Source organism: Rossellomorea sp. KS-H15a (assembly GCF_024195245.1).
GTDB classification, from domain to species: Bacteria; Bacillota; Bacilli; order Bacillales; family Bacillaceae_B; genus Rossellomorea; species Rossellomorea vietnamensis.
The window spans coordinates 2,239,889-2,260,058 of the sequence record NZ_CP096886.1 but is presented as its reverse complement, the minus strand read 5'-3'; the positions used below and the strand labels follow the sequence as shown (position 1 = coordinate 2,260,058).

19 protein-coding genes are annotated in these 20,170 nt (G+C 42.7%); 6 read left to right on the top strand and 13 right to left on the bottom strand.

Annotated features, from left to right (window positions below; all coding sequences use genetic code 11):
- Window positions 1–4: 4 nt before the first annotated feature.
- From M1J35_RS11570 to cyoE, 4 genes are all read right to left on the bottom strand, one after another.
- On the bottom strand, window positions 5–634 hold the full coding sequence (locus M1J35_RS11570) for a cytochrome (ubi)quinol oxidase subunit III (protein WP_061811140.1): 630 nt from the start codon (window positions 632–634) through the stop codon (window positions 5–7).
- A complete protein-coding gene (gene ctaD, locus M1J35_RS11565; protein WP_034755956.1) occupies window positions 634–2,502 on the bottom strand; it encodes a cytochrome c oxidase subunit I in 1,869 nt (622 codons plus the stop codon). The genes M1J35_RS11570 and ctaD overlap by 1 nt, the downstream gene beginning before the upstream one ends.
- Window positions 2,503–2,531: 29 nt before the next feature.
- Window positions 2,532–3,608 (bottom strand): cytochrome c oxidase subunit II, encoded by a 1,077-nt coding sequence (coxB, locus tag M1J35_RS11560; RefSeq protein ID WP_034755959.1) that lies wholly within the window; start codon window positions 3,606–3,608, stop codon window positions 2,532–2,534.
- A gap of 101 nt (window positions 3,609–3,709) precedes the next feature.
- Window positions 3,710–4,624: a heme o synthase gene (cyoE, locus tag M1J35_RS11555; protein ID WP_034755961.1), complete on the bottom strand. Its 915-nt coding sequence runs from the start codon at window positions 4,622–4,624 to the stop codon at window positions 3,710–3,712.
- A gap of 535 nt (window positions 4,625–5,159) precedes the next feature.
- Between cyoE and M1J35_RS11550 the strand changes: the two genes are divergently transcribed.
- Window positions 5,160–6,020 (top strand): COX15/CtaA family protein, encoded by an 861-nt coding sequence (locus M1J35_RS11550; protein WP_254653741.1) that lies wholly within the window; start codon window positions 5,160–5,162, stop codon window positions 6,018–6,020.
- Between the two features lie 40 nt (window positions 6,021–6,060).
- Here the strand turns inward: M1J35_RS11550 and pyc are convergent, their stop codons facing one another.
- From pyc to glsA, 4 genes are all read right to left on the bottom strand, one after another.
- Window positions 6,061–9,543: a pyruvate carboxylase gene (gene pyc / locus M1J35_RS11545; RefSeq protein ID WP_061811141.1), complete on the bottom strand. Its 3,483-nt coding sequence runs from the start codon at window positions 9,541–9,543 to the stop codon at window positions 6,061–6,063.
- A 100-nt stretch (window positions 9,544–9,643) separates the two neighbouring features.
- Window positions 9,644–10,861, bottom strand: coding sequence for an FtsW/RodA/SpoVE family cell cycle protein (locus tag M1J35_RS11540; RefSeq protein WP_034755970.1), 1,218 nt, complete (start codon window positions 10,859–10,861; stop codon window positions 9,644–9,646).
- 110 nt (window positions 10,862–10,971) lie between these two features.
- The gene (locus tag M1J35_RS11535; protein ID WP_034755973.1) at window positions 10,972–11,253 is read right to left on the bottom strand and encodes an Fpa/YlaN family protein; all 282 of its coding nucleotides are present in this window, start codon (window positions 11,251–11,253) and stop codon (window positions 10,972–10,974) included.
- A gap of 194 nt (window positions 11,254–11,447) precedes the next feature.
- On the bottom strand, window positions 11,448–12,371 hold the full coding sequence (gene glsA / locus M1J35_RS11530; RefSeq protein ID WP_224520335.1) for a glutaminase A: 924 nt from the start codon (window positions 12,369–12,371) through the stop codon (window positions 11,448–11,450).
- Between the two features lie 139 nt (window positions 12,372–12,510).
- On the opposite strand from glsA, the gene M1J35_RS11525 reads away from it, so the two are divergent.
- Window positions 12,511–13,008, top strand: a complete 498-nt coding sequence (locus M1J35_RS11525) for a peptidyl-prolyl cis-trans isomerase (RefSeq protein ID WP_254651286.1) — start codon at window positions 12,511–12,513, stop codon at window positions 13,006–13,008.
- A 74-nt stretch (window positions 13,009–13,082) separates the two neighbouring features.
- On the opposite strand, the gene M1J35_RS11520 is transcribed toward M1J35_RS11525, so the two are convergent.
- Window positions 13,083–14,411 carry a PhoH family protein gene (locus tag M1J35_RS11520; RefSeq protein WP_034755978.1) on the bottom strand — a complete coding sequence of 443 codons (1,329 nt, stop codon included), beginning with the start codon at window positions 14,409–14,411 and terminating at the stop codon, window positions 13,083–13,085.
- Between the two features lie 178 nt (window positions 14,412–14,589).
- Between M1J35_RS11520 and M1J35_RS11515 the strand changes: the two genes are divergently transcribed.
- Window positions 14,590–15,192: a YhcN/YlaJ family sporulation lipoprotein gene (locus M1J35_RS11515; protein WP_034755981.1), complete on the top strand. Its 603-nt coding sequence runs from the start codon at window positions 14,590–14,592 to the stop codon at window positions 15,190–15,192.
- A gap of 51 nt (window positions 15,193–15,243) precedes the next feature.
- Here the strand turns inward: M1J35_RS11515 and M1J35_RS11510 are convergent, their stop codons facing one another.
- Entirely contained in the window at window positions 15,244–15,699 is a 456-nt protein-coding gene (locus tag M1J35_RS11510) for a pyridoxamine 5'-phosphate oxidase family protein (RefSeq protein ID WP_224520337.1), read from the bottom strand.
- A 173-nt stretch (window positions 15,700–15,872) separates the two neighbouring features.
- On the opposite strand from M1J35_RS11510, the gene M1J35_RS11505 reads away from it, so the two are divergent.
- Together M1J35_RS11505 and M1J35_RS11500 are read left to right on the top strand one after the other, a co-directional pair.
- Window positions 15,873–16,073, top strand: a complete 201-nt coding sequence (locus M1J35_RS11505) for a YlaI family protein (protein ID WP_224520338.1) — start codon at window positions 15,873–15,875, stop codon at window positions 16,071–16,073.
- On the top strand, window positions 16,063–16,503 hold the full coding sequence (locus tag M1J35_RS11500) for a hypothetical protein (protein WP_254651285.1): 441 nt from the start codon (window positions 16,063–16,065) through the stop codon (window positions 16,501–16,503). The genes M1J35_RS11505 and M1J35_RS11500 overlap by 11 nt, the downstream gene beginning before the upstream one ends.
- Window positions 16,504–16,547: 44 nt before the next feature.
- On the opposite strand, the gene M1J35_RS11495 is transcribed toward M1J35_RS11500, so the two are convergent.
- Window positions 16,548–16,856, bottom strand: a complete 309-nt coding sequence (locus M1J35_RS11495; protein ID WP_034755992.1) for a YlaH-like family protein — start codon at window positions 16,854–16,856, stop codon at window positions 16,548–16,550.
- A 23-nt stretch (window positions 16,857–16,879) separates the two neighbouring features.
- Window positions 16,880–18,718 (bottom strand): translational GTPase TypA, encoded by a 1,839-nt coding sequence (typA, locus tag M1J35_RS11490; RefSeq protein ID WP_098440889.1) that lies wholly within the window; start codon window positions 18,716–18,718, stop codon window positions 16,880–16,882.
- Window positions 18,719–19,006: 288 nt separating this feature from the next.
- Between typA and M1J35_RS11485 the strand changes: the two genes are divergently transcribed.
- A complete protein-coding gene (locus tag M1J35_RS11485; protein ID WP_254651284.1) occupies window positions 19,007–19,192 on the top strand; it encodes a YlaF family protein in 186 nt (61 codons plus the stop codon).
- Between the two features lie 49 nt (window positions 19,193–19,241).
- On the opposite strand, the gene M1J35_RS11480 is transcribed toward M1J35_RS11485, so the two are convergent.
- On the bottom strand, window positions 19,242–20,039 hold the full coding sequence (locus M1J35_RS11480; protein ID WP_224520341.1) for an inositol monophosphatase family protein: 798 nt from the start codon (window positions 20,037–20,039) through the stop codon (window positions 19,242–19,244).
- Window positions 20,040–20,170: the final 131 nt, after the last annotated feature.

Here is a 20,170-nt window from a genome sequence, read left to right as displayed (position 1 = left end):
CAGTTTATCCCACCATTCCCATTAAGTATACTACTGTAAAGATAAATACCCATACAACGTCGATGAAGTGCCAGTATAGTGAAGCTAAGTAGAACTTCGGAGCATTGTACAGATTCAAACCACGTTTCGCATTGCGAAGCATCAAGCTGACGATCCATAGAAGACCGAATGCAACGTGCCCCCCGTGGAATCCTACAAGTGTGTAAAAGGCTGAACCAAAGGCACTACTAGTAAAAGTATGCCCATATTCGTGTACGTAATGATTAAACTCATAAATCTCTAATCCAAGGAAGCCTGCACCTAAAAGCACAGTGATCAATAACCAGGCCTGCATCCTCTGGAAATTAAAGTTTTTCATATGATACATCGCATAGACACTTGTCAGCGAGCTTGTTAAAAGCAGCATCGTTGCTAAAAAGGAAAGCGGTAAATCAAAAAGATCAGTAGTGAGAGCATGGCTATCACTAGGAACTCTGTTTTTAAGAGCTAAATACGTTGCAAAAAGAGAGCCGAAAAGGACCGTTTCTCCACCAAGGAAAAACCAGAAGCCCATAAATTTATTTTTCCCCTCAAGGGTCGCCTTTTCAGGGGAGGCCGGCCAGGTCTTTGGCGTGAATTTTTCTTCAGCTTGCATTATGCCTTACCCCCTTTATCGTCATCCATTAAATCTTCTTTATGCACATGATAACCGTGGTCATCTACAACAGAACGAAGGAACATGGATCCCAATGTGATAAGCATACCGATGATGAGAACAGGCAGTGCCCATGCTTTATCATCTACGTGATACATGGCACCAAATGCCGCAATGAATAATCCCAGTGAGATAAAGAAAGGTAAAATGGAATTATTAGGCATATGGATATCACCGATAGGTTCAGCTGGAGTCAACCCTTTATTCCCTTCCATTTTCTCTAACCAATACGCGTCCAACCCACGGATAAGAGGTGTTTGTTTAAAGTTATAGAACGGTGGTGGTGACGGGATTGCCCATTCAATGGTACGTCCGTCTCCCCAAGGGTCGTTGGATACTTTTACACCTTTAACTTGTGTTGAAATGATATTGATGACATAAACGATTACAGCTACACCCATGAACCCTGCACCGATGGAGCTGATTAAGTTAGCCGTTTCGAATCCTTGACCAGGCAAGAATGTCCAAACACGTCGCGGCATTCCCATCAGTCCAAGGAAATGCTGGATGAAGAACGTCAGATGGAAGCCGATAAAGAATAACCAAAACGCGATCTTTCCTAAGAAATCGTTCAACATGGTTCCAAACATTTTTGGCCAGTAATAATGAGTACCTGCCAATAAAGCAAATACTACCCCACCTACGATAACATAGTGGAAGTGGGCAACAACGAAATACGTATCATGGAACTGGTAATCTGCCGCGGCAGAAGCCAGCATGATTCCCGTTACCCCACCCGCTACGAAAGTAGGGATGAATGCTACAGCATATAGCATAGGAGTTGTGAATCTAAGACTTCCTCCCCACATAGTAAGGAGCCAGTTAAAGATCTTGATACCCGTCGGAACGGCAATTGCCATTGTAGCAACCGCGAATATTGCATTCGCGATAGGTCCTAAACCAACCGTGAACATGTGGTGGGCCCAAACCATGAATCCTAGGAAACCGATCAACACGGTCGCAAATACCATGGATGAGTAACCGAATAAGCGTTTTCTAGAGAAGTGTGGAATGATCTCTGAGAAAATCCCGAACGCAGGCAGTACAAGGATGTATACCTCAGGGTGACCGAAAATCCAGAAAAAGTGTTCCCAGATAATCGTATTCCCTCCATTTGCTACATCGAAGAAATTCGCTCCGAACATACGATCGAATAACATTAAGAACAAACCTACTGTCAAGGCAGGAAATGCGAATAAGATAAGTGCCGATGTAACAAATACTGTCCAGGTGAAAAGTGGCATACGCATATATGTCATTCCTGGAGCACGCATATTAATGATCGTTACAAGGAAGTTGATACCACCTATCAATGTCCCCGCACCGGCAATCTGTAACCCCAATACATAGAAGTCGATTCCATGACCCGGTGATGCCAGGGAAAGAGATGCATAAGATGTCCATCCTGCATCTGGAGCCCCTCCCATGAACCATGAAAGATTCAGGAATACTCCCCCTAGGAAGAATAACCAGAACCCTAATGAGTTTACGAAAGGAAACGCAACGTCACGGGCACCGATCTGTAGTGGTACAACAGCATTCATAAATGCAAATATCAGCGGCATGGCAGCCAGGAATATCATCGTCGTACCGTGCATCGTTAATAATTCGTTGTATAAACCAGCGCTAACAAAGTCGTTGTTAGGAACGGCAAGTTGTATACGAATGATAAGAGCTTCTAAACCACCGACAAGGAAGAAGAATCCCCCTGCCATTAGGTAAAGGATGGCGATCTTTTTATGGTCCACTGTTGTCATGTAGTCCCATACAGTCGCGCCGAAGCCTTTTTTCTGTGAATAGCTACTCACGATTAAACCTCCCTTTTACTAATCCCCAATTAATCTTGAACCTTTAAGCCCATTAAATACTCTGCAAGTGCATCAATTTCATCTTCCTGCAGGTTACCATATGTACCTGTCATTTTATTACCTGGTTTGTACTGCTCAGGATCTGAGATCCAATTTTTCAACTCTTCTTTATTGTGATCCAACACGCCAGCGATACGTGAACGCTCACCGAAATTGGATAAGTTAGGAGCAAGTCGAGCAGATTCAGGTCTTCCATCCTGTGGAGATACCGCGTGACAGCTTAAGCATTTCTTGTTGAAGATTTCTTGTCCTTGTTGGGCTAAATCAGAAGTCGGTTTCGGTTCTCCTGCATTTTTCATATCTTCAACCCATGCTGTAAATTCTTCTTTAGGAAGCGCTTTAACTTTAAAGTCCATTAAAGCGTGGGAAGGACCACATAACTCGGCACATTTACCATAGAATAATCCGCCTGCTTCTTCGGCCTTTTTCCCGTCAAACTCAAGGAAGAATTTATTCACACCATCTACGTTTGTATCAATCTTTCCTCCTGCTGCTGGAATCCAGAATGAGTGTTTTACATCCGAAGCTGTCACATTGAAATATACCTTCTGGTCAGTCGGGACAACTAAGTCTTGAGATGTAATGATCTTTTCATCAGGATACTCGAACTCCCACCAGTAAAGGTTGGCACGTACATTTACGACCAATGCCTCACGATTTCCGTCTGCATCCTTCTTATCCATCGCCTTTGTATCCGCTAACTGGAACGTTGCGGTTACAGTCGGAACAGCAAGGATAAGAAGTAGGATGATCGGGATAACGGTCCACACAATTTCAAGTGTGTGACTCCCCTCTACCTGCTTAGGGATTTTTGTATCCCCTTTCTTTCTACGGAAACGAACGATCGCAACCATATAGACAACCATGACTACAATGATGACCAATACCATAATTAATGTAGCAAGTATCATCAAATCATATTGTGTCTGTGCTACTTCACCAGCTGGCTGCAGTGTGGAGAGAAATGGCTCTCCACAGCCAGATAGAACTAGCGCTAACATTGCTACAACTGAAAATAAGCGCCACTTAGATAGCCTTGCTTTCATAGCTTAATCAAACCCCTCTTTCATGTAATGTACTTTGAATAAAACAAGGACCCATAAAAATATCTATTTGGATTTCTTAACAGAAAGAATTCCCGCTAATCTTAAAGTACCGTAACGATGACCATCGCTACGAACAAGATAGTCAAGTAATTTAATGAATAGACAAACATAAGCTTTGACCACTTAATATCGTCTTTCATTTTATACCCTGCCAGACCAAGTGCCAGCCAGCCGATGTTAAAGGCCGTTGCCAGAATAAAGAAGAACATTCCGAGATCCATCAAGAAGAAAGGAAGGGGTAAAAGGGCTGCAACCCATGCTACGATATGGTGCTTCGTTGTAGCGAATCCTTTCACTACTGGAAGCATCGGTATACTAGCTGCTCTATATTCTTCCACTCTTTTCATCGCTAACGCGTAGAAATGAGGAGGCTGCCAGATAAACATCATCAGGAACAGGACCCAGGCGACTACATCGAGGTTTGCATCTACAGCTGCCCAGCCGATCAGCGGCGGAACCGCACCTGAGATACTTCCAACAATTGTGTTGCTTACATATTTTCTTTTTGACCACATTGTATATAATACAACGTAACTAAATACCCCGATCAACCCAATGACACCCGCAGTGACGGTTGTCATGAATAACATGATCAGACCGACCGCAATCATGATTAACCCAAGGGACAATGCCTTTGGTCCATTGATTTTGCCTGTTACGGTTGGCCGTTCCTTCGTTCTTTCCATCAGATGATCGATGTCCCGGTCATATACATTGTTAATGGAGCAGGACCCCGCAATAATCAGGGAAGAACCTATCAACGTAAGAAACATGATATCCAGGGAATTTAGAAAGTGTGTATTCGTAAAATAAAAGGCTAACCACATACCTGTAAAGGTTGTAATTAAATTGGAATTAACGATCCCAATTTTAATGAGCGCTAAAAAATCCTTCCAAGCAGTTGAAGCTGTCACATCTGCTTTTTCAACGTCTGTCATGATTCGACTGTTAGACATTTTCTCTCTCCTCTCTATAAAAGGCAAGAGGTTTGTTGCCACCTCTATACTATATAGGAAATGATTAACTATTTCTATATTCATCTGTAAAAACATCCACAGATAAGAAATAGTATATATGCTATCAATATTATATTAAACCATATATTTTTTCCTTTTTGGGGGAGAATTAGACAATTATGTGAAGAAATTGTGAAGAAAGGAAGACGCAGAAGTTTCTTCATATTTCTACAAACATTTTAATCCCATCATACCATAAAACACAGCTAAGCGCTTACAGATTTTGTTTTTACGCAAATTAGTCCTTCCCTACTACTACTATTCACTATTCTCCCTAGATAAATGCTCATAATTCTGTAACATTTTATCGGTTGAGTTTTTCACACCTATTATGTAATATCGTAGAGGCATATATATTTTTCTACTATATTTATTTATAGAAAGTGTGTAGAGTCTTTTAATTAAGAAGGTGAATAGATTGCAAAAAGGTGTTCACAAAGGATTAAAGTGGCTTGCCGTTCTGACTACCCTGGGTATGTTATTCGTGCTGTTAGGTGGAGCCCTGGTGACGAAGACGGAATCCGGCATGGGCTGCGGGCGATCTTGGCCCCTTTGTAACGGACAGTTCATTCCAAGTGATATTACATTTGAGCTTGTTATAGAATTAGCACATCGTGTTGTATCAGGCGGTGTGGGGTTATTGGTTCTGGCTTTATCGATCTGGTCATGGAGGTCAATCGGTTATAAACGGGAAACAAAATTCCTTGCAGCCCTTTCTTTCTTCTTTCTTGTATTGCAGGGACTAATCGGTGCTGCAGCTGTATTATGGGGGCAATCGGATTTCGTCCTGGCCATCCATTTCGGAATTTCCCTCATCTCTTTTGCTTCCATATTATTATTGACACTGCTGATTTTTGAAGTCGACCAGAAATTTGATGCGAATTCATTGGTCATCGACAGACGGATGAGATTTCATACGGTCGGGGTGACGATTTATAGTTATCTTGTTGTTTATACCGGCGCCCTCGTAAGGCATACGGAGTCCAGCCTGGTGTGCAAGGATTGGCCATTATGTGTCAACTCCTCCCCAAGTCTCCCCACTAACCTGTACGAATGGATCCAAATGGGTCACAGGGCAGCAGCAGGCTTCATCTTCTTATGGATTGCCTATATCACTTACATTGCTATTAAAGAGCATAAGCATCAGAAAGTGATCTACTGGGGCTGGATCATCACCTTTACCCTGGTTTGTCTTCAAGTAATGAGTGGTGCACTCGTAGTGTTCACAAGACTGAACCTGGCGATTGCCTTAATGCATGCTTTGATCATTTCGTGTCTGTTTGGATTATTGTGTTACTTCAATCTTCTTGCTTCAAGAAGTAAACGGAAGCAATAGAAAAAAAGGATTCCGGTACAGGTACCGGAATCCTTTTTCATTATGCTTTATTCACTTCAATCAATAAATCCCCAGGGCTTATGGCATCCCCATTTTGCACATAGATATCTTTAACTGTTCCTGCAAAAGGCGCCTGTACGGTCGTTTCCATCTTCATGGCTTCAGTGATCATTAAATGATCTCCCTTTTCAACCGTTTCCCCTTTTTCTGCAATGACCCTTATAACCGTTCCCGGCATAGAAGCACCGATATGATTTTCATTTTTCGCATCAGCCTTCATTTTGGCCGCCACAGTGGATTTAATGCTTTCGTCCTTAATGACCACTTCACGGGCCTGGCCATTAAGTTCGAAGTAAACGATACGTGTACCATCTGCCTGAGCCTGTCCAATCGAGACAAGCTTCACGATGAGCGTCTTCCCTGTTTCGATTTCCACTTCAATTTCTTCACCCAGCCTCATCCCAAATAAGAATGTAGGGGTATCAAGGACCGAGATGTCCCCGAATTGATCCATTGTTCGTGCGTATTCCATGAATACTTTCGGATAGAGGGCATATCCAAGGGCATCAAAACTCGTGACAGGACGCTCGAGGTCTTCAAAGAGTTTTTCTTTCAGGGCTGTGAAGTCCACATCATCCAGCAGTTCTCCAGGTCGCACCGTTAATGGGTTGCGCCCTTTCAAGATCACGCTCTGCAATTCTTTCGGAAAGCCTCCGTGAGGTTGACCCAGTGATCCTTCAAATAATTCAACCACTGAATCAGGAAAATCGATTTTCTCCCCTTTTTCGAGCACGTCTGTTTCTGATAAATCGTTTTGAACCATAAACAAAGCCATGTCTCCGACCACTTTAGAAGAAGGAGTCACCTTGACGATGTCCCCGAAGAGATGATTGACCCTTGCATACATGTCTTTGACTTCTTCCCAGCGATGACCGAGCCCAACTGCTTTTGCCTGCTGCTGAAGGTTGCTGTACTGCCCCCCTGGCATCTCGTGTTTGTATACTTCTGAATGCGGTGACATCATCCCGCTTTCAAAGTCTGTATAATACTTCCGGACGTCTTCCCAATAGTGAGACAGGGTTTCCAGGGAATCAATGTTAACATTCGGTTCTCTTTCAGTCCCTTTTAACGCATAATACAACGTATTGGCACTAGGCTGGGACGTCAATCCGGACATGGTGCTAAGGGCCGTATCGACGATGTCGACACCCGCTTCGACGGCTCTTGCGTATGTGTAGATCCCGTTCCCGCTTGTATCGTGTGTATGCAGATGAATCGGCAGGCTCACTGTATCCTTCAGTTCGGAAATCAACCGGTAGGCTGACTGCGGCTTCAACAGCCCCGCCATATCCTTGATGGCCAGAATATGTGCCCCACTCGCTTCGAGCTCTTTGGCCATGTTTTTATAGTAATCGATATCATATTTTGTCCGTGTTGGGTCATCGATATCACCGGTATAGCATATGGCCGCTTCTGCGATTTTCCCGCTTTGTCTCACGGCGTCAATCGCCACTTCCATTCCCTTGATCCAGTTTAGGCTGTCAAAAATCCTGAAGACGTCGATACCGGCAAATGCTGATTTCTCGACGAATTCCCTGATTACATTATCCGGATAGTTCTTATACCCTACCGCATTGGATGCTCTAAGGAGCATTTGGAATAGTACATTAGGAATGCGCTCCCTCAAAGTCAACAATCGATTCCATGGGTCTTCCTTAAGAAAGCGGTAAGCCACATCGAATGTCGCTCCACCCCACATTTCATAGGAGAACATATCAGGCAGCAACTGAGATGTCGGTGCTGCAATTTGTTTCAGATCATTTGTTCTGACACGCGTCGCCAGCAATGATTGATGGGCATCACGGAATGTTGTATCGGTGAGGAGGACTGAATTCTGTTCTTTGACCCAATTCACCAGACCGTCCGCCCCATGCTGATCAAGGATTTGTTTCGTTCCGGGTTGAAACTCTTTCTTTACATCAAGAGCCGGTACCCGCGGTTTTTGGAAGACAGGTTTTTTCTTTTTCTCTACTCCCGGGAATCCATTCACGGTGACGTTCCCGATATACGAAAGCATTTTCGTACCACGGTCTTTCCTTATCGGGAAAATGAATAGTTCAGGAGTCGTGTCGATAAACGAGGTATCATACTGTCCCGTAATGAAGTTTTCATGCTTGACGACATTTTCTAAAAACGGGATATTCGTCTTGATTCCCCGAATTCTAAATTCTTGAAGATTTCTGACCATTTTGGACGCAGCTTGTTCGAATGTAAGGGCCCACGTGGAAAGCTTCACGAGAAGGGAATCGTAATAAGGTGTAATGACCGCACCCTGGAATCCATTCCCGGCATCGAGACGGACCCCGAAGCCACCACCTGAGCGGTAAGCCATGATTTTCCCGGTATCAGGCATAAAGTTGTTCAATGGGTCTTCCGTTGTCACACGGGATTGAATGGCAAATCCATTTGTCCTGATGTCATCCTGAAGAGGGATACCAAGCTTATCGCTGTGCAGGGCATATCCTTCGGCAATCATCAATTGTGATTGTACAATATCCACTCCCGTCACCATTTCCGTAATGGTGTGTTCCACTTGAACCCGTGGATTTACTTCGATGAAGTAGAATTGATCATTTGCTACAAGGAATTCAACGGTCCCGGCATTCACGTACTTGACATTATCCATTAACCGGACGGCTGCCGCGCAGATATCTTCCCTCAAGCGATCGCTCAACGATACGGAAGGCGCAATTTCCACTACCTTCTGATGGCGTCTTTGAATGGAACAATCACGCTCATACAGATGGACGATGTTACCATCATGATCTCCAAGAATCTGGACTTCAATGTGCTTCGGATTTTCAACAAATTTCTCTACATAAATTTCATCATTGCCAAAGGCTGCCTTCGCTTCTGATTTAGCCCGCTCATAGGCTTCTTTTAGGCTTTCAAGATTGCGGACGATGCGCATTCCCCGTCCACCGCCACCCAATGAGGCTTTGATGATGATAGGGAATCCGTTTTCCTTCCCGAAGCTGATGACTTCTTCCAGTGTATCTACAGGTCCATCAGTACCCGGAATGACCGGAATATTCGCAAGCTGTGCCTGATGGCGTGCCTTCACTTTGTCACCAAACATATTCAAGTGCTCAGAATGAGGCCCTACAAAGGTGATTCCTTCTTCTTCACACCTTCTTGCAAAATGGATATTTTCAGACAGGAAGCCATATCCAGGGTGGATGGCGTCCACATCTGCATTCTTTGCAATTCGGATGATCCCTTCTATATCGAGATAGGCATCAATAGGCTTTTTCCCCTCACCTATCAGATAGGCTTCATCTGCTTTATAGCGATGATATGATCCTGAATCTTCTTTACTATAGATCGCTACGGTTCTAATATTAAGTTCCGTACATGCTCGGAATACACGGATGGCAATCTCTCCGCGGTTTGCTACCAGTACTTTTTTAATTCGTTTCAATACACTCTCTCCTTTTGGCTGTTCATGATTGAAATTCCCCATATTGAAGTCTATGAAAAAAGGGCTGACCCCAAAGATAATAAAGAAGTATCTTAGGGGGCAGACCCTAGACTTAGAGTTTTAGATACTCTATCAAAGTGACCTACATTTTTACACCATATATTTTTTTGCTATTATCCTTATTCTCCGAAGGATAGTCATTTTCCTTCTTTGTTTTATATTTTTCTTCAAATTTTACAAACATCGACACATTTACGAGGACACCCATCGACAAAGATAGCACTAAGAGGGACGATCCACCGTAACTGATGAACGGGAGTGGGACCCCAGTGATCGGTATTAAGCCGGATACCCCTCCAAGATTGATGAAAGCCTGAATGCCGATCATGCAGGAGATCCCGATTGCAAGCATCGTTCCAAACGGATCCTGACATTTCACGCCTGTATAAATTCCCCTGAGGACAATATAGGAAAGGCCGAGGATGACAAAGCTTACCCCGAATACCCCTAACTCCTCAGCAATGATGGCCATGATGAAATCCGTTTGGGGCTCGGGTAAATAGCCAAGTTTTTGGACGCTTTGTCCTAATCCGAGACCTTTCACTCCCCCGGACCCGATTGCAAGGTAAGAATTCACCAAATGGTACCCTTCACCCTGTGCATATTTAAACGGGGAAAGATAGGCTTCAATCCTGCTAAGCCTTTCCTTTGTGAAAATGAAGCCCCTTGCCAGGTATATGACCGGGGAGAGGACAATTAAAAATCCTACTCCAAGCCCTGCAAGCTTGAAAAATGTTTTATAACTGATGCCCGAACAGGAAATGACGATGGCACCGATGGCAAAAATGATTGCTGCCGTACCGAAGTCAGGTTCCAGGAATACTAGGAAGCATATGAAGCCAAGAAACAGTAATGGAGGTGCAAGACCTTTATTGAAGTCATCTATGTATGCCTGCTTCTTGGAATAAACGGAACCAAGGTAAATGATGACGGCAAGTTTCGCAAATTCTGATGGCTGGATGGGCATGAACCCTAAGTTGATCCAACTTTTAGCGTTATTCACCTCATACCCAAAAATATGTACCGCAAGTAATAAACCGATGATCACAATCATCAGGCCTTTGATGATCTTACTTACTTGAAAGGCTTTATACGGAAACCACGCTGCTGCCGTAAAGGCAATAAAGCCGATGATGATATTGATCATCTGCCTTTTATAAAAGTGGTCGCTATCCCAGCCAAACCGTTCCACTGCCATGACCATACTGGCACTATAAATCATGACGAGGCCAAATAAACAAAGAAATACATATACAGCGATTAAGGAATAATCGTAGGATTTTGCTATTTTTTTAATCATGACATTTCAATCCTTTTTCTCTTATATCATTTTCATCTTTCAAATCATCTTTCCTTAACAAAAAAACTCAAACAACAGATCTATGTATTGTTTGAGTTGTCATGACTATTTTACTTTTTTGTAGATGCTTCATGAAGGGCAGAAAGTTGTCTTTCCAAAGAATCAATCAGATCTTTTCCATCTTGATCATCTACAAGCCCTAAACGGACCGCAAATTCTATTTCACGAGATAATCCGAACATTTGGGTATCCAATACTTCCTCATATAGAGGACATTGGGGCATCGTTAAATTATCCATTTGCACTTTAATAAGTTGTAATATCTTTTCTGCGTCGGCCTTTAATAGTTCATAGGCTTTTTCCCGATGATTGATTGTCATTTCTGACGCCACAGTGATCCCCCCATTCCGAACAAATAACCTTCCTGTCTTAAAATTTTATCGTTAAACCCGATAAATTGCAAGAAAAATAAGTGTTTTTCCCGGGATTCAATGACAGAATTTCGAACATTTTTCATCTGGTAAATGGGGGTATTTCATCACGTAAGTCGCGCTCTTTTGCTGGAGGGATGAACCATTATTGCAGGTTAAAATATACTCCATGAGTGCTCATCACTGAGCATTTCGAGAAGCTTCAGCCCTGCAATGCTATTTCCAACATCATCGAGTGCCGGTCCGAAGATTCCTATTCCGCATTTACCGGGAACCGATCCCATGATGCCGCCTGATACGCCACTTTTAGCGGGGATCCCCACCTTAATGGCAAACTCCCCGGAGGTATTATACATCCCGCATGTCACCATGAAGGTTTTACATACCCTCGCCACATCCCTCGTAATCAATTCCCGGCCGCTCTCCGGATCGATCCCGTCATTGGCGAATACCGCCCCCATCTTGGCAAGATCCACACAGTTCATCTCCACGGCGCATTGCTTCGTGTAAAGGACGAGTAGATCCTCGACATTCCCCGTGATCACCCCATGCTGCTTCATAAAGTAGCAAAGGGATCGGTTCAGATTGGCCGTTTGGAGTTCTGAATAGGCCACATCTTCATTATATGAGACCGTTTCGCCTGTCATATGATTGATGAACTCGATTAAGCGATGCCATTTCTCCATTCCGGTGTTTCCCTTGATCATGTTCGTTACAGCCAGTGCCCCCGCATTGATCATCGGATTAAGGGGTTTTGACGGCTTGTGGGTTTCAAGCTTCGCTATGGAGTTGAATGGATCTCCTGTAGGTTCCATTCCAACCTTTGAAAAAACGTACTCTTCCCCGTAGTCCATTAGTACGAGTGCAAGGGTGATGACCTTTGAGATGCTTTGGAGAGTGAATTTCTTCAAATGATCCCCCGCATAACAGGAGTTATTATCCAGAGTGTAAATGCTTATTGCAAGATCATGGGGGTTTTGATCCTTAAGTGCGGGTATGTACTCTGCAACCCTTCCTTCGGATGAAAAGGGTCTCGCCCTTTCAACTAATCCTTCCAACCATTCCTGAGTGTTTATCATATATCCAACATCTCCTTTTATCCTACTTATCATTTCCCTATTTTCATTCATTGAAAACGCTGAAAATGCTTTCATCAGAATGTGACAAACCCGCATTTAACATATATACTGATACTATCAGCGAGAGGAGGAATCAGTAGTGGAAAGTATCATACCGATAAAAGGGAAAGTGAAATTCCCCATTACAATGGATGCGGGAGTTTGGATATTTGATGATCGAAAAGTGGATTTAACTACATATTTTGATGATACAACAGAAAAAGTGGATGAGTTGGAGGAGTATACAAAAGCGGTTTCCAAGCACTGGTCCAGGGAGATACAGGAAGGTGCGACCTATCCGCCCACTTTGAAAACCGAGAAGAGATATGAGAAAGAAAAGATTCTTAACGGAACATTTGCCATTCCTTTTTCACCTTTTTTAAAAAATGCAGAGCCACTTCCTGAAGGGGCTTCCATTGTGATTGAAACCGAAAACGGGGATCACACTTTGGATATAAAAGAGGCTGACCAGCTGTTGATCGGATTTTCTAAAGAAGGCAAGCCACTCAGGGAAAACGGACCCGTTCACATTTATTTTACAGATGGTTCGAACAGGGACAACCCGATTACAGATGTCAGGGCATTTCGAGTGGAATAATAAACGTATGAAAACCGGTTCAGTAACATCTGAACCGGTTTTTTCATACGTTATCATTGTCTGATTCTAAATGCTTACAATATATCCGCCGCAAGCTGTGCCAATCCCGACCTTTCACCCTTCATGAGCTTCACATGTCCGGCTAATTTTTGATCTTTGAATTTCTCAACTACATATGTCAGTCCATTATTATATTCATCAAGATAAGGGTGATCGATTTGAGCCGGATCTCCCATCAACACAATTTTGCTCCGTTCCCCGACACGTGTCAGAATCGTTTTTACCTCATGCTTCGTCAGGTTCTGAGCTTCATCTATGATGATATATTGATCTGGAATGCTTCTACCTCGTATATACGTCAATGCTTCCACCTCGATGGACCCCATCCCGGCAAGGATATCATCCAGTTCACCCGGCTTTTTTGTATTGAACAGGTATTCGAGATTATCATAAATCGGCTGCATCCAAGGTCTTAACTTTTCTTGCTTTTCACCAGGAAGATAGCCTATATCTTTGCCAACCGGAACGATTGGGCGGGCAACGAGTAATTTGTTGAATTTATTAAAGTCTTCCGTTTGCAAAAGTCCGGCTGCCAGTGCCAGAAGCGTTTTACCGGTCCCGGCTTTCCCGATCATGGTCACTAACGAAATATCATCACGTAATAATAACTCCGTCGCCATCGTTTGTTGGACATTCCTCGCCTTAATCCCCCACATATGTTCTTGATCATAGACCAGTTTCTTCACCTTGAGTCCGGTGGAATCAACCATTCCGAGGGCCGACGCAGAACTTCCCAGGGCATCTTTCATAATGAGGAATTGATGGGAATAAAATCGTTGTTTCGTTATCTCCGTAAGGGTCAGTTCCCCTTTTTCATAAAATTTATTTAGGAATTCTCTCTCGGTATATAATTCGATGAATCCGGTATAAATATCATTCACTTCAATGACCCTGTCACTCAGGAAGTCTTCTGCCTGTAAACCCAAAGCATCCGCCTTGACCCTGACAAGGGTATCTTTACTGACAAGGATAACCGATTTCCCATCCTTTTTTGCTTCTTCTTCGAGTGAAAGATTCTTTGCTACGGCAATGATCCGATTATCGTTTGTTTTTTCAACAAATATATCTTGAAGCTGCTGAAAGGAGCGGTGATTTAGTTCAATCCGTAATGATCCACCTGTATATAGGGGGATTTTTTCATGGAGCTTTCCTTCCTGCCGTAAATTATCTATCAGTTTCGATACATGTCTTGCGTTTCTGCCGATCTCATCCATATAACGCTTTTTGGAGTCCACTTCTTCTAAAACGACTGCAGGTATAACCACCTCATTATCCTGGAAAGAAAAGATGGCTTGTGGATCTTGTAATAAGACATTGGTATCTAATACATAAATTTTATTCAAATCGATGCCTCCTGCTCCTGATTTCTTATTACTATTGTATGTAGCCAATGATGTTCCGGTTATTCCCAGCTACTCAAATAGGACGGCCCGTTTCTTAAAATATATGAATAAACGTATAAAGATAGAAGAAAATTACACAATAAGAAAAGATATTGATTCTAAATCGGGAGGTATTCACATGTTTAAGCTCATCTCTCTCTTAATGGTCACCATCATCCTTGGAGCTTGCGCCAACAAAAATGAGGTCGGGTATAACAATGATGCAAACAGTAAACATAATAAACCCATCACTGTCCAGGATAGCAATATTCAACAGGTCCAACGCAAGACAGGACAACAAATCTCGAAGCACCTCGTGGATTTGACCACAAGTGTACCGGATGTGAAAGATGCAACGGCTGTAGTCATCGGTAAATACGCATTTGTAGGGATCGATATCGATTCGGACGTCGAGCGTTCCCAAGTCGGATCCATTAAATATTCTGTCGCTGAAGCCCTTCAAAATGATCCATATGGGGCAGAGGCCATGGTCATCGCCGATCCGGATCTTTATGCCCGATTAAAGGAAATCAGTAAAGATATCCAACGAGGCGAACCGGTTCAGGGCATCATGAATGAATTGTCAGATATATCGGGCAGATTGATGCCGGAGATCCCTAAATCTTTAAAGCAGACAAATCCCGAAAATGCCCCGAACGAACCTAAGAAAAAAATGAATAACGCAAAAGAAAAACAGCTTAGAAAAAAACAAGAAGATCAAACATACGATAAAATCGATTGATTGGACAACCTTATTTAAAATTGAGAAAAAGCCATGAAAAAGCTTAGGATGCTAAGCTTTTTTCATGGCTTCAATTACTTGACGGTCCAAACGGTCTGCAGCCGTTTTATCATATGTCTTCTCATATACAGGCTCTGTGGAAATTTTCGATCCATAGAACATGACATCTCTCACTTCATTGATGACAAGTTGAAAAAGGGTAAGCTTTAAAGGCACTCCGGAAAGTTTCTCTTGATGTACTGAAGCTTTTCCGCCAATGGAATAGGTTGATTCATTCGCAATTAAGTTCACCACAACCAGCGGATTCCCTTTAATATTCTTGACAATTCTTGAGCGTTGATCCACGGCAAATAGTAAAGTCTGTTCGTCTTCGGCAAAAACCCACGATATTGCACTGACATTGGGGCCACCTGTTTCATGATCAACGGTAGCAAGTGTCACGAATCGCTCTGATTGCAGTTCATCAAACAATGCAGGAATTAAGCCGGGTTCTACTTGATTAGCCATACAATCCCCCCTGGTGACGTTTTGTCTCTACGTCTACATGTGATTATCTTGATTCTACTATACCAAACCCGATTGTAAAAGACATAATAGAATGTAAAATAAAGCGTTCGACCTCACTACATGATATACTGAAATGACCAGAGTTATGATTAGAACAAGTAGAGGTGTACAAAATGAGAGTAAAATGTGCTTTATGCGAAGTAATTGAAAATATTGACGACTATTCCCTGCAGGCGAAAAAACTGCGTAACAGACCCATTCATACGTATTTGTGTGAGAAATGCCATGACCGCATTAAAGAGAAGACAGAAGAACGTGTTTCGACGGGGAATTTCCGTTTTTATCGTTCTCCTTTAGTCGAAGATGACTTTTAAACAAATAGGTTTCGCTGTCGGAATAATCTCAGGCACAATGTTAGGACTATTCCTCAAGTGGATACAGGGACTTACCGGTATTAAAGTATATGTATTATTATTGAATGTTGACTTCATTCCAATGTTTGCATCTACATTGCCTGAGTGGCTGGAGTTCTCATTCCATTTACTCGTTTCCTGCGGGATCGGTTTGGTATTTGTGTTTCTGATGGAGAAGCTGAATGTATCTGAGAGGGGAGCCTGGATCCTTTCCCTGCTGCTTACCTTCCCCACTGTCTTTCTATACTTCCCCCTTTCTTATCTCGCCGTACAGGATGTACCCGGTTTATTCGATGGAATGGCCATCACCTTTTGGACGATTGGCCATCTACTGTATGGATTAAGCCTGCAGCCACTCTATCAGTTTTTCACGAAGGCGAATCACAAATAGAAAAAAGCTGTAGTCCTAAATGTATGGACTACAGCTTTTTTTGCTTAAAACGTGCCTTTTTTCTTTTCATTCGTCAGGCGGATCTTGTAAATTACTAAGATTAAAGCCGCAACGACCAACCCTTCAGCAACCGGAAGGAAAATGCCGAGAAACGTCAGCACCGTACATCCGAGTATGAGAAAAGTATAAATCAGGATCGATTTCATGACTGGCAGCTTTTTCGCAAAACCCAGCTTATAAACTAAGATTGAGAGCCCAACTATGGTTATATAAAGCAACCACATACCCATTTCCGCGTTCTGGTCAACCCGGTAAAGGGATGCGAAAAAGGACAAACGTTCTGTTACATCCATTTCCTACTCCCCCTTCACTTCGTTTATTGAGTAACCTTATTTTTCTTTTCTGCTCTTTCACGTTCATTCTTATCAAGAATTTTTTTGCGAAGACGGATCGATTCAGGTGTTACTTCACAATACTCGTCATCGTTCAGGTATTCAAGAGACTCTTCTAGTGTCATGATTCTTGCCTTTTTAATCGTAACAGTTTGATCTTTATTTGCAGAACGTACGTTAGTCGCCTGTTTCAGCTTTGTGATATTAACAGTGATATCATTTTCTCTCGTATGTTCCCCGACAATCATACCGCCATAAATTTCTGTACCGGACTCAACGAAGATGATTCCGCGGTCTTCCACCTGCATGATACCGTATTGTGACGCTTTACCTGTCTCCATGGAAACAAGCACACCTTGACGACGTCCGCCTACGCGGCCTTTTTGCAGTGGTTGATAGCCTTCGAATGTATGGTTGATGATACCATATCCACGAGTAAGAGTCATAAACTCCGTAGAATAACCGATTAGTCCACGTGCAGGAACCATAAACATTAAACGGACCTGGCCGTTACCGTTGTTCACCATATCCAGCATTTCACCTTTACGCTGACCAAGTGATTCGATTACGCCTCCCATATATTCTTCTGGGATATCGATTTGAACACGTTCTACAGGCTCGCTCTTCACGCCATCGACTTCTTTGATGATAACCTGTGGTTTTGATACTTGTAACTCGTACCCTTCACGACGCATGTTTTCGATCAGGATGGAAAGGTGAAGCTCTCCACGTCCCGAAACCGTCCATGCATCAGGTGAATCGGTTGGTTCAACACGTAAGCTTACATCTGTTTGAAGCTGAGCCAGTAAACGCTCTTCGATTTTTCTTGACGTAACGAATTTACCTTCTCTACCAGCAAATGGACTGTTGTTCACTAGGAACGTCATTTGAAGTGTCGGCTCGTCAATACGAAGGACCGGAAGTTGATCCTGATGTTCAACCGGACAAACCGTTTCACCGACGTTGATATCTTCCATTCCGGAAACAGCGATTAAATCCCCCGCTTTTGCCTCTTGGATTTCTTCACGTTTTAATCCGAAGAAACCAAAGATCTTTGTTACACGGAATTGTTTAACAGTGCCGTCAAGCTTCATAAGTGCTACCTGTTGGCCCACTTTCATCGTTCCTCTGAACACACGACCGATTCCGATACGCCCTACGTAATCATTGTAATCAAGAAGTGCAACCTGGAATTGAAGTGGATCTTCAGAGTTGTCGACCGGTGCAGGAATGTGCTCAATGATTGAATCATATAAACACTGCATGTTTTCATCCTGTTTTTCCGGATCCGGATCTGTACTAGCTGTACCGTTGATTGCAGAAGCATAAACAACCGGGAATTCAAGCTGCTCATCATTTGCATCCAGTTCTATGAATAACTCCAATACTTCATCGATGACTTCTTCAGGACGTGCTGAAGGTTTGTCGATTTTGTTTACAACAACGATTGGTGTAAGGTTCTGTTCCAGTGCTTTCTTGAGAACGAAGCGAGTCTGTGGCATACAACCTTCATACGCATCTACTACCAGTAATACACCATCTACCATTTTCATGATACGTTCTACTTCTCCACCGAAGTCAGCATGCCCTGGTGTATCAAGGATATTGATTCGGGAATCTTTATATTGAATCGCCGTATTTTTCGCAAGGATCGTAATACCGCGTTCTCTCTCTAAATCATTTGAATCCATCGCACGTTCCGAAACAGTTTCGTTTTCGCGGAAGATTCCAGATTGCTTTAAAAGCTCATCAACTAATGTCGTTTTGCCGTGGTCAACGTGAGCAATAATAGCAATATTTCTTAGGTCATTTCTTAATTTCATATTTCCACTCCTGAATATTGGATTTCTTTATAGTGTAAAGATAATATTTTTCAGTTCAACTAGACCATTATATCACAGCATTGACAAAAGCCCTAATAAATATTTCATCCCCCCTATTCATTCTTGCTAAAAGTTTCCTTACCGACTCGCATGTTCTGCTTCTTTGTCCCCGAAACCCATTGCGATTTATTGAATTGATAGGTAAAATTTAATAAGGGCAGCATAAGAAGCTGCGTCGACAATCAGTAAAGAAACGAATCATCGTTTATCAATAATGGGGGTTACAGGATGGCAAATATAAAATGGATCTTTGTACTTTTTTCGATATTAGCGGCCGTTTCACTGATGGGCATAGCCATTTCAATCAGTTTGCAAAATATATTGCTTGCAGCTGTAAGTATCGTTTGTTTATTCATTGTGATGGGATTTGGTTTTAAGACCAAGAAGAAATACAGAGAAGAAGGAAGATTGTAGTACAAAAAAAGGAGTGGCGGCCATCCAACGGCCACCACTCTTTTTTCATTTATTTATTTCTATGCAGATAGTCAGTCAAAATGGTTTCATGCAGACCAGGCTTCCCGACGAAGACAGAACTCTTGTTTAATGGATTCAATGGGTTACCATCAAGGTCAGTCACCACCCCACCAAGCTCTTCGATCATAATCTTTCCGGCTGCGAAATCCCACGGTGCAAGGCGCATTGTTAAGTATGCATCCAGCCTCCCTGAAGCCACATAAGCAAGCTCCATAGCTGCTGAACCATAGGACCGGGTCCCTCTCACATCCTGCACGAGTGGAGCCAGAATGGAGGAATCAATACGCTTGTTCTTTGTCACCCACAGTGCATTCAATGCAACAATCGCATCTTCCACAGGAACGGGATCAAGCTGCGGAAGCTTCACATCATTCATAAAGACACCTTTGCCTTTATTCGCAAAGTAAAGCTCGTCATGCACGACATCATATATGTATCCTAACTTCCCCTCATTTCCATCGTAAATTCCGATAGAAATGGCAAAGTTTCTCTGCTGATGGACAAAATTCATCGTTCCATCGATTGGGTCGATGATCCATGTTATTCCGGATAACTCTTTGAAATCATCACCATATCCTTCTTCTCCCAAAATTTGATGATCGGGGTAATTGGTTCGTATGTTTTCTGTAAAGTATCGCTCAGTCGCTTCATCCATATCGGTGACCAAGTCATTTCGGTTCGATTTCGTTTTAATATTCAGTTCGGTTTTAAATGACTGACGTATCCTCTCACCGGCTTCATGTATCCATGTTCTAACATTTTGATCTAGTTCGGTCCAATTTGTCATGTATTTTTAGCCTCCAATATGCTTAGCGAAAATCAGTGTAGTCCTTACTAATATGGTCTTTTCAGATAATCTTAACTCCTAGGTTCGATTCATTCAAGAAAATAGGCTTCACCAAGTAAGGTCATTTACCC

Bases quoted from the DNA above. Each gene is read 5' to 3' on its own strand.
- M1J35_RS11570 (WP_061811140.1), bottom strand. From the start codon at position 634: ATGCAAGCTGAAGAAAAATTCACGCCAAAGACCTGGCCGGCCTCCCCT.
- coxB (WP_034755959.1), bottom strand. From the start codon at position 3,608: ATGAAAGCAAGGCTATCTAAGTGGCGCTTATTTTCAGTTGTAGCAATG.
- cyoE (WP_034755961.1), bottom strand. From the start codon at position 4,624: ATGTCTAACAGTCGAATCATGACAGACGTTGAAAAAGCAGATGTGACA.
- M1J35_RS11550 (WP_254653741.1), top strand. From the start codon at position 5,160: ATGTTATTCGTGCTGTTAGGTGGAGCCCTGGTGACGAAGACGGAATCC.
- pyc (WP_061811141.1), bottom strand. From the start codon at position 9,543: ATGGGGAATTTCAATCATGAACAGCCAAAAGGAGAGAGTGTATTGAAA.
- M1J35_RS11540 (WP_034755970.1), bottom strand. From the start codon at position 10,861: ATGATTAAAAAAATAGCAAAATCCTACGATTATTCCTTAATCGCTGTA.
- glsA (WP_224520335.1), bottom strand. From the start codon at position 12,371: ATGATAAACACTCAGGAATGGTTGGAAGGATTAGTTGAAAGGGCGAGA.
- M1J35_RS11515 (WP_034755981.1), top strand. From the start codon at position 14,590: ATGTTTAAGCTCATCTCTCTCTTAATGGTCACCATCATCCTTGGAGCT.
- M1J35_RS11510 (WP_224520337.1), bottom strand. From the start codon at position 15,699: ATGGCTAATCAAGTAGAACCCGGCTTAATTCCTGCATTGTTTGATGAA.
- M1J35_RS11505 (WP_224520338.1), top strand. From the start codon at position 15,873: ATGAGAGTAAAATGTGCTTTATGCGAAGTAATTGAAAATATTGACGAC.
- M1J35_RS11500 (WP_254651285.1), top strand. From the start codon at position 16,063: ATGACTTTTAAACAAATAGGTTTCGCTGTCGGAATAATCTCAGGCACA.
- M1J35_RS11495 (WP_034755992.1), bottom strand. From the start codon at position 16,856: ATGGATGTAACAGAACGTTTGTCCTTTTTCGCATCCCTTTACCGGGTT.
- typA (WP_098440889.1), bottom strand. From the start codon at position 18,718: ATGAAATTAAGAAATGACCTAAGAAATATTGCTATTATTGCTCACGTT.
- M1J35_RS11485 (WP_254651284.1), top strand. From the start codon at position 19,007: ATGGCAAATATAAAATGGATCTTTGTACTTTTTTCGATATTAGCGGCC.
- M1J35_RS11480 (WP_224520341.1), bottom strand. From the start codon at position 20,039: ATGACAAATTGGACCGAACTAGATCAAAATGTTAGAACATGGATACAT.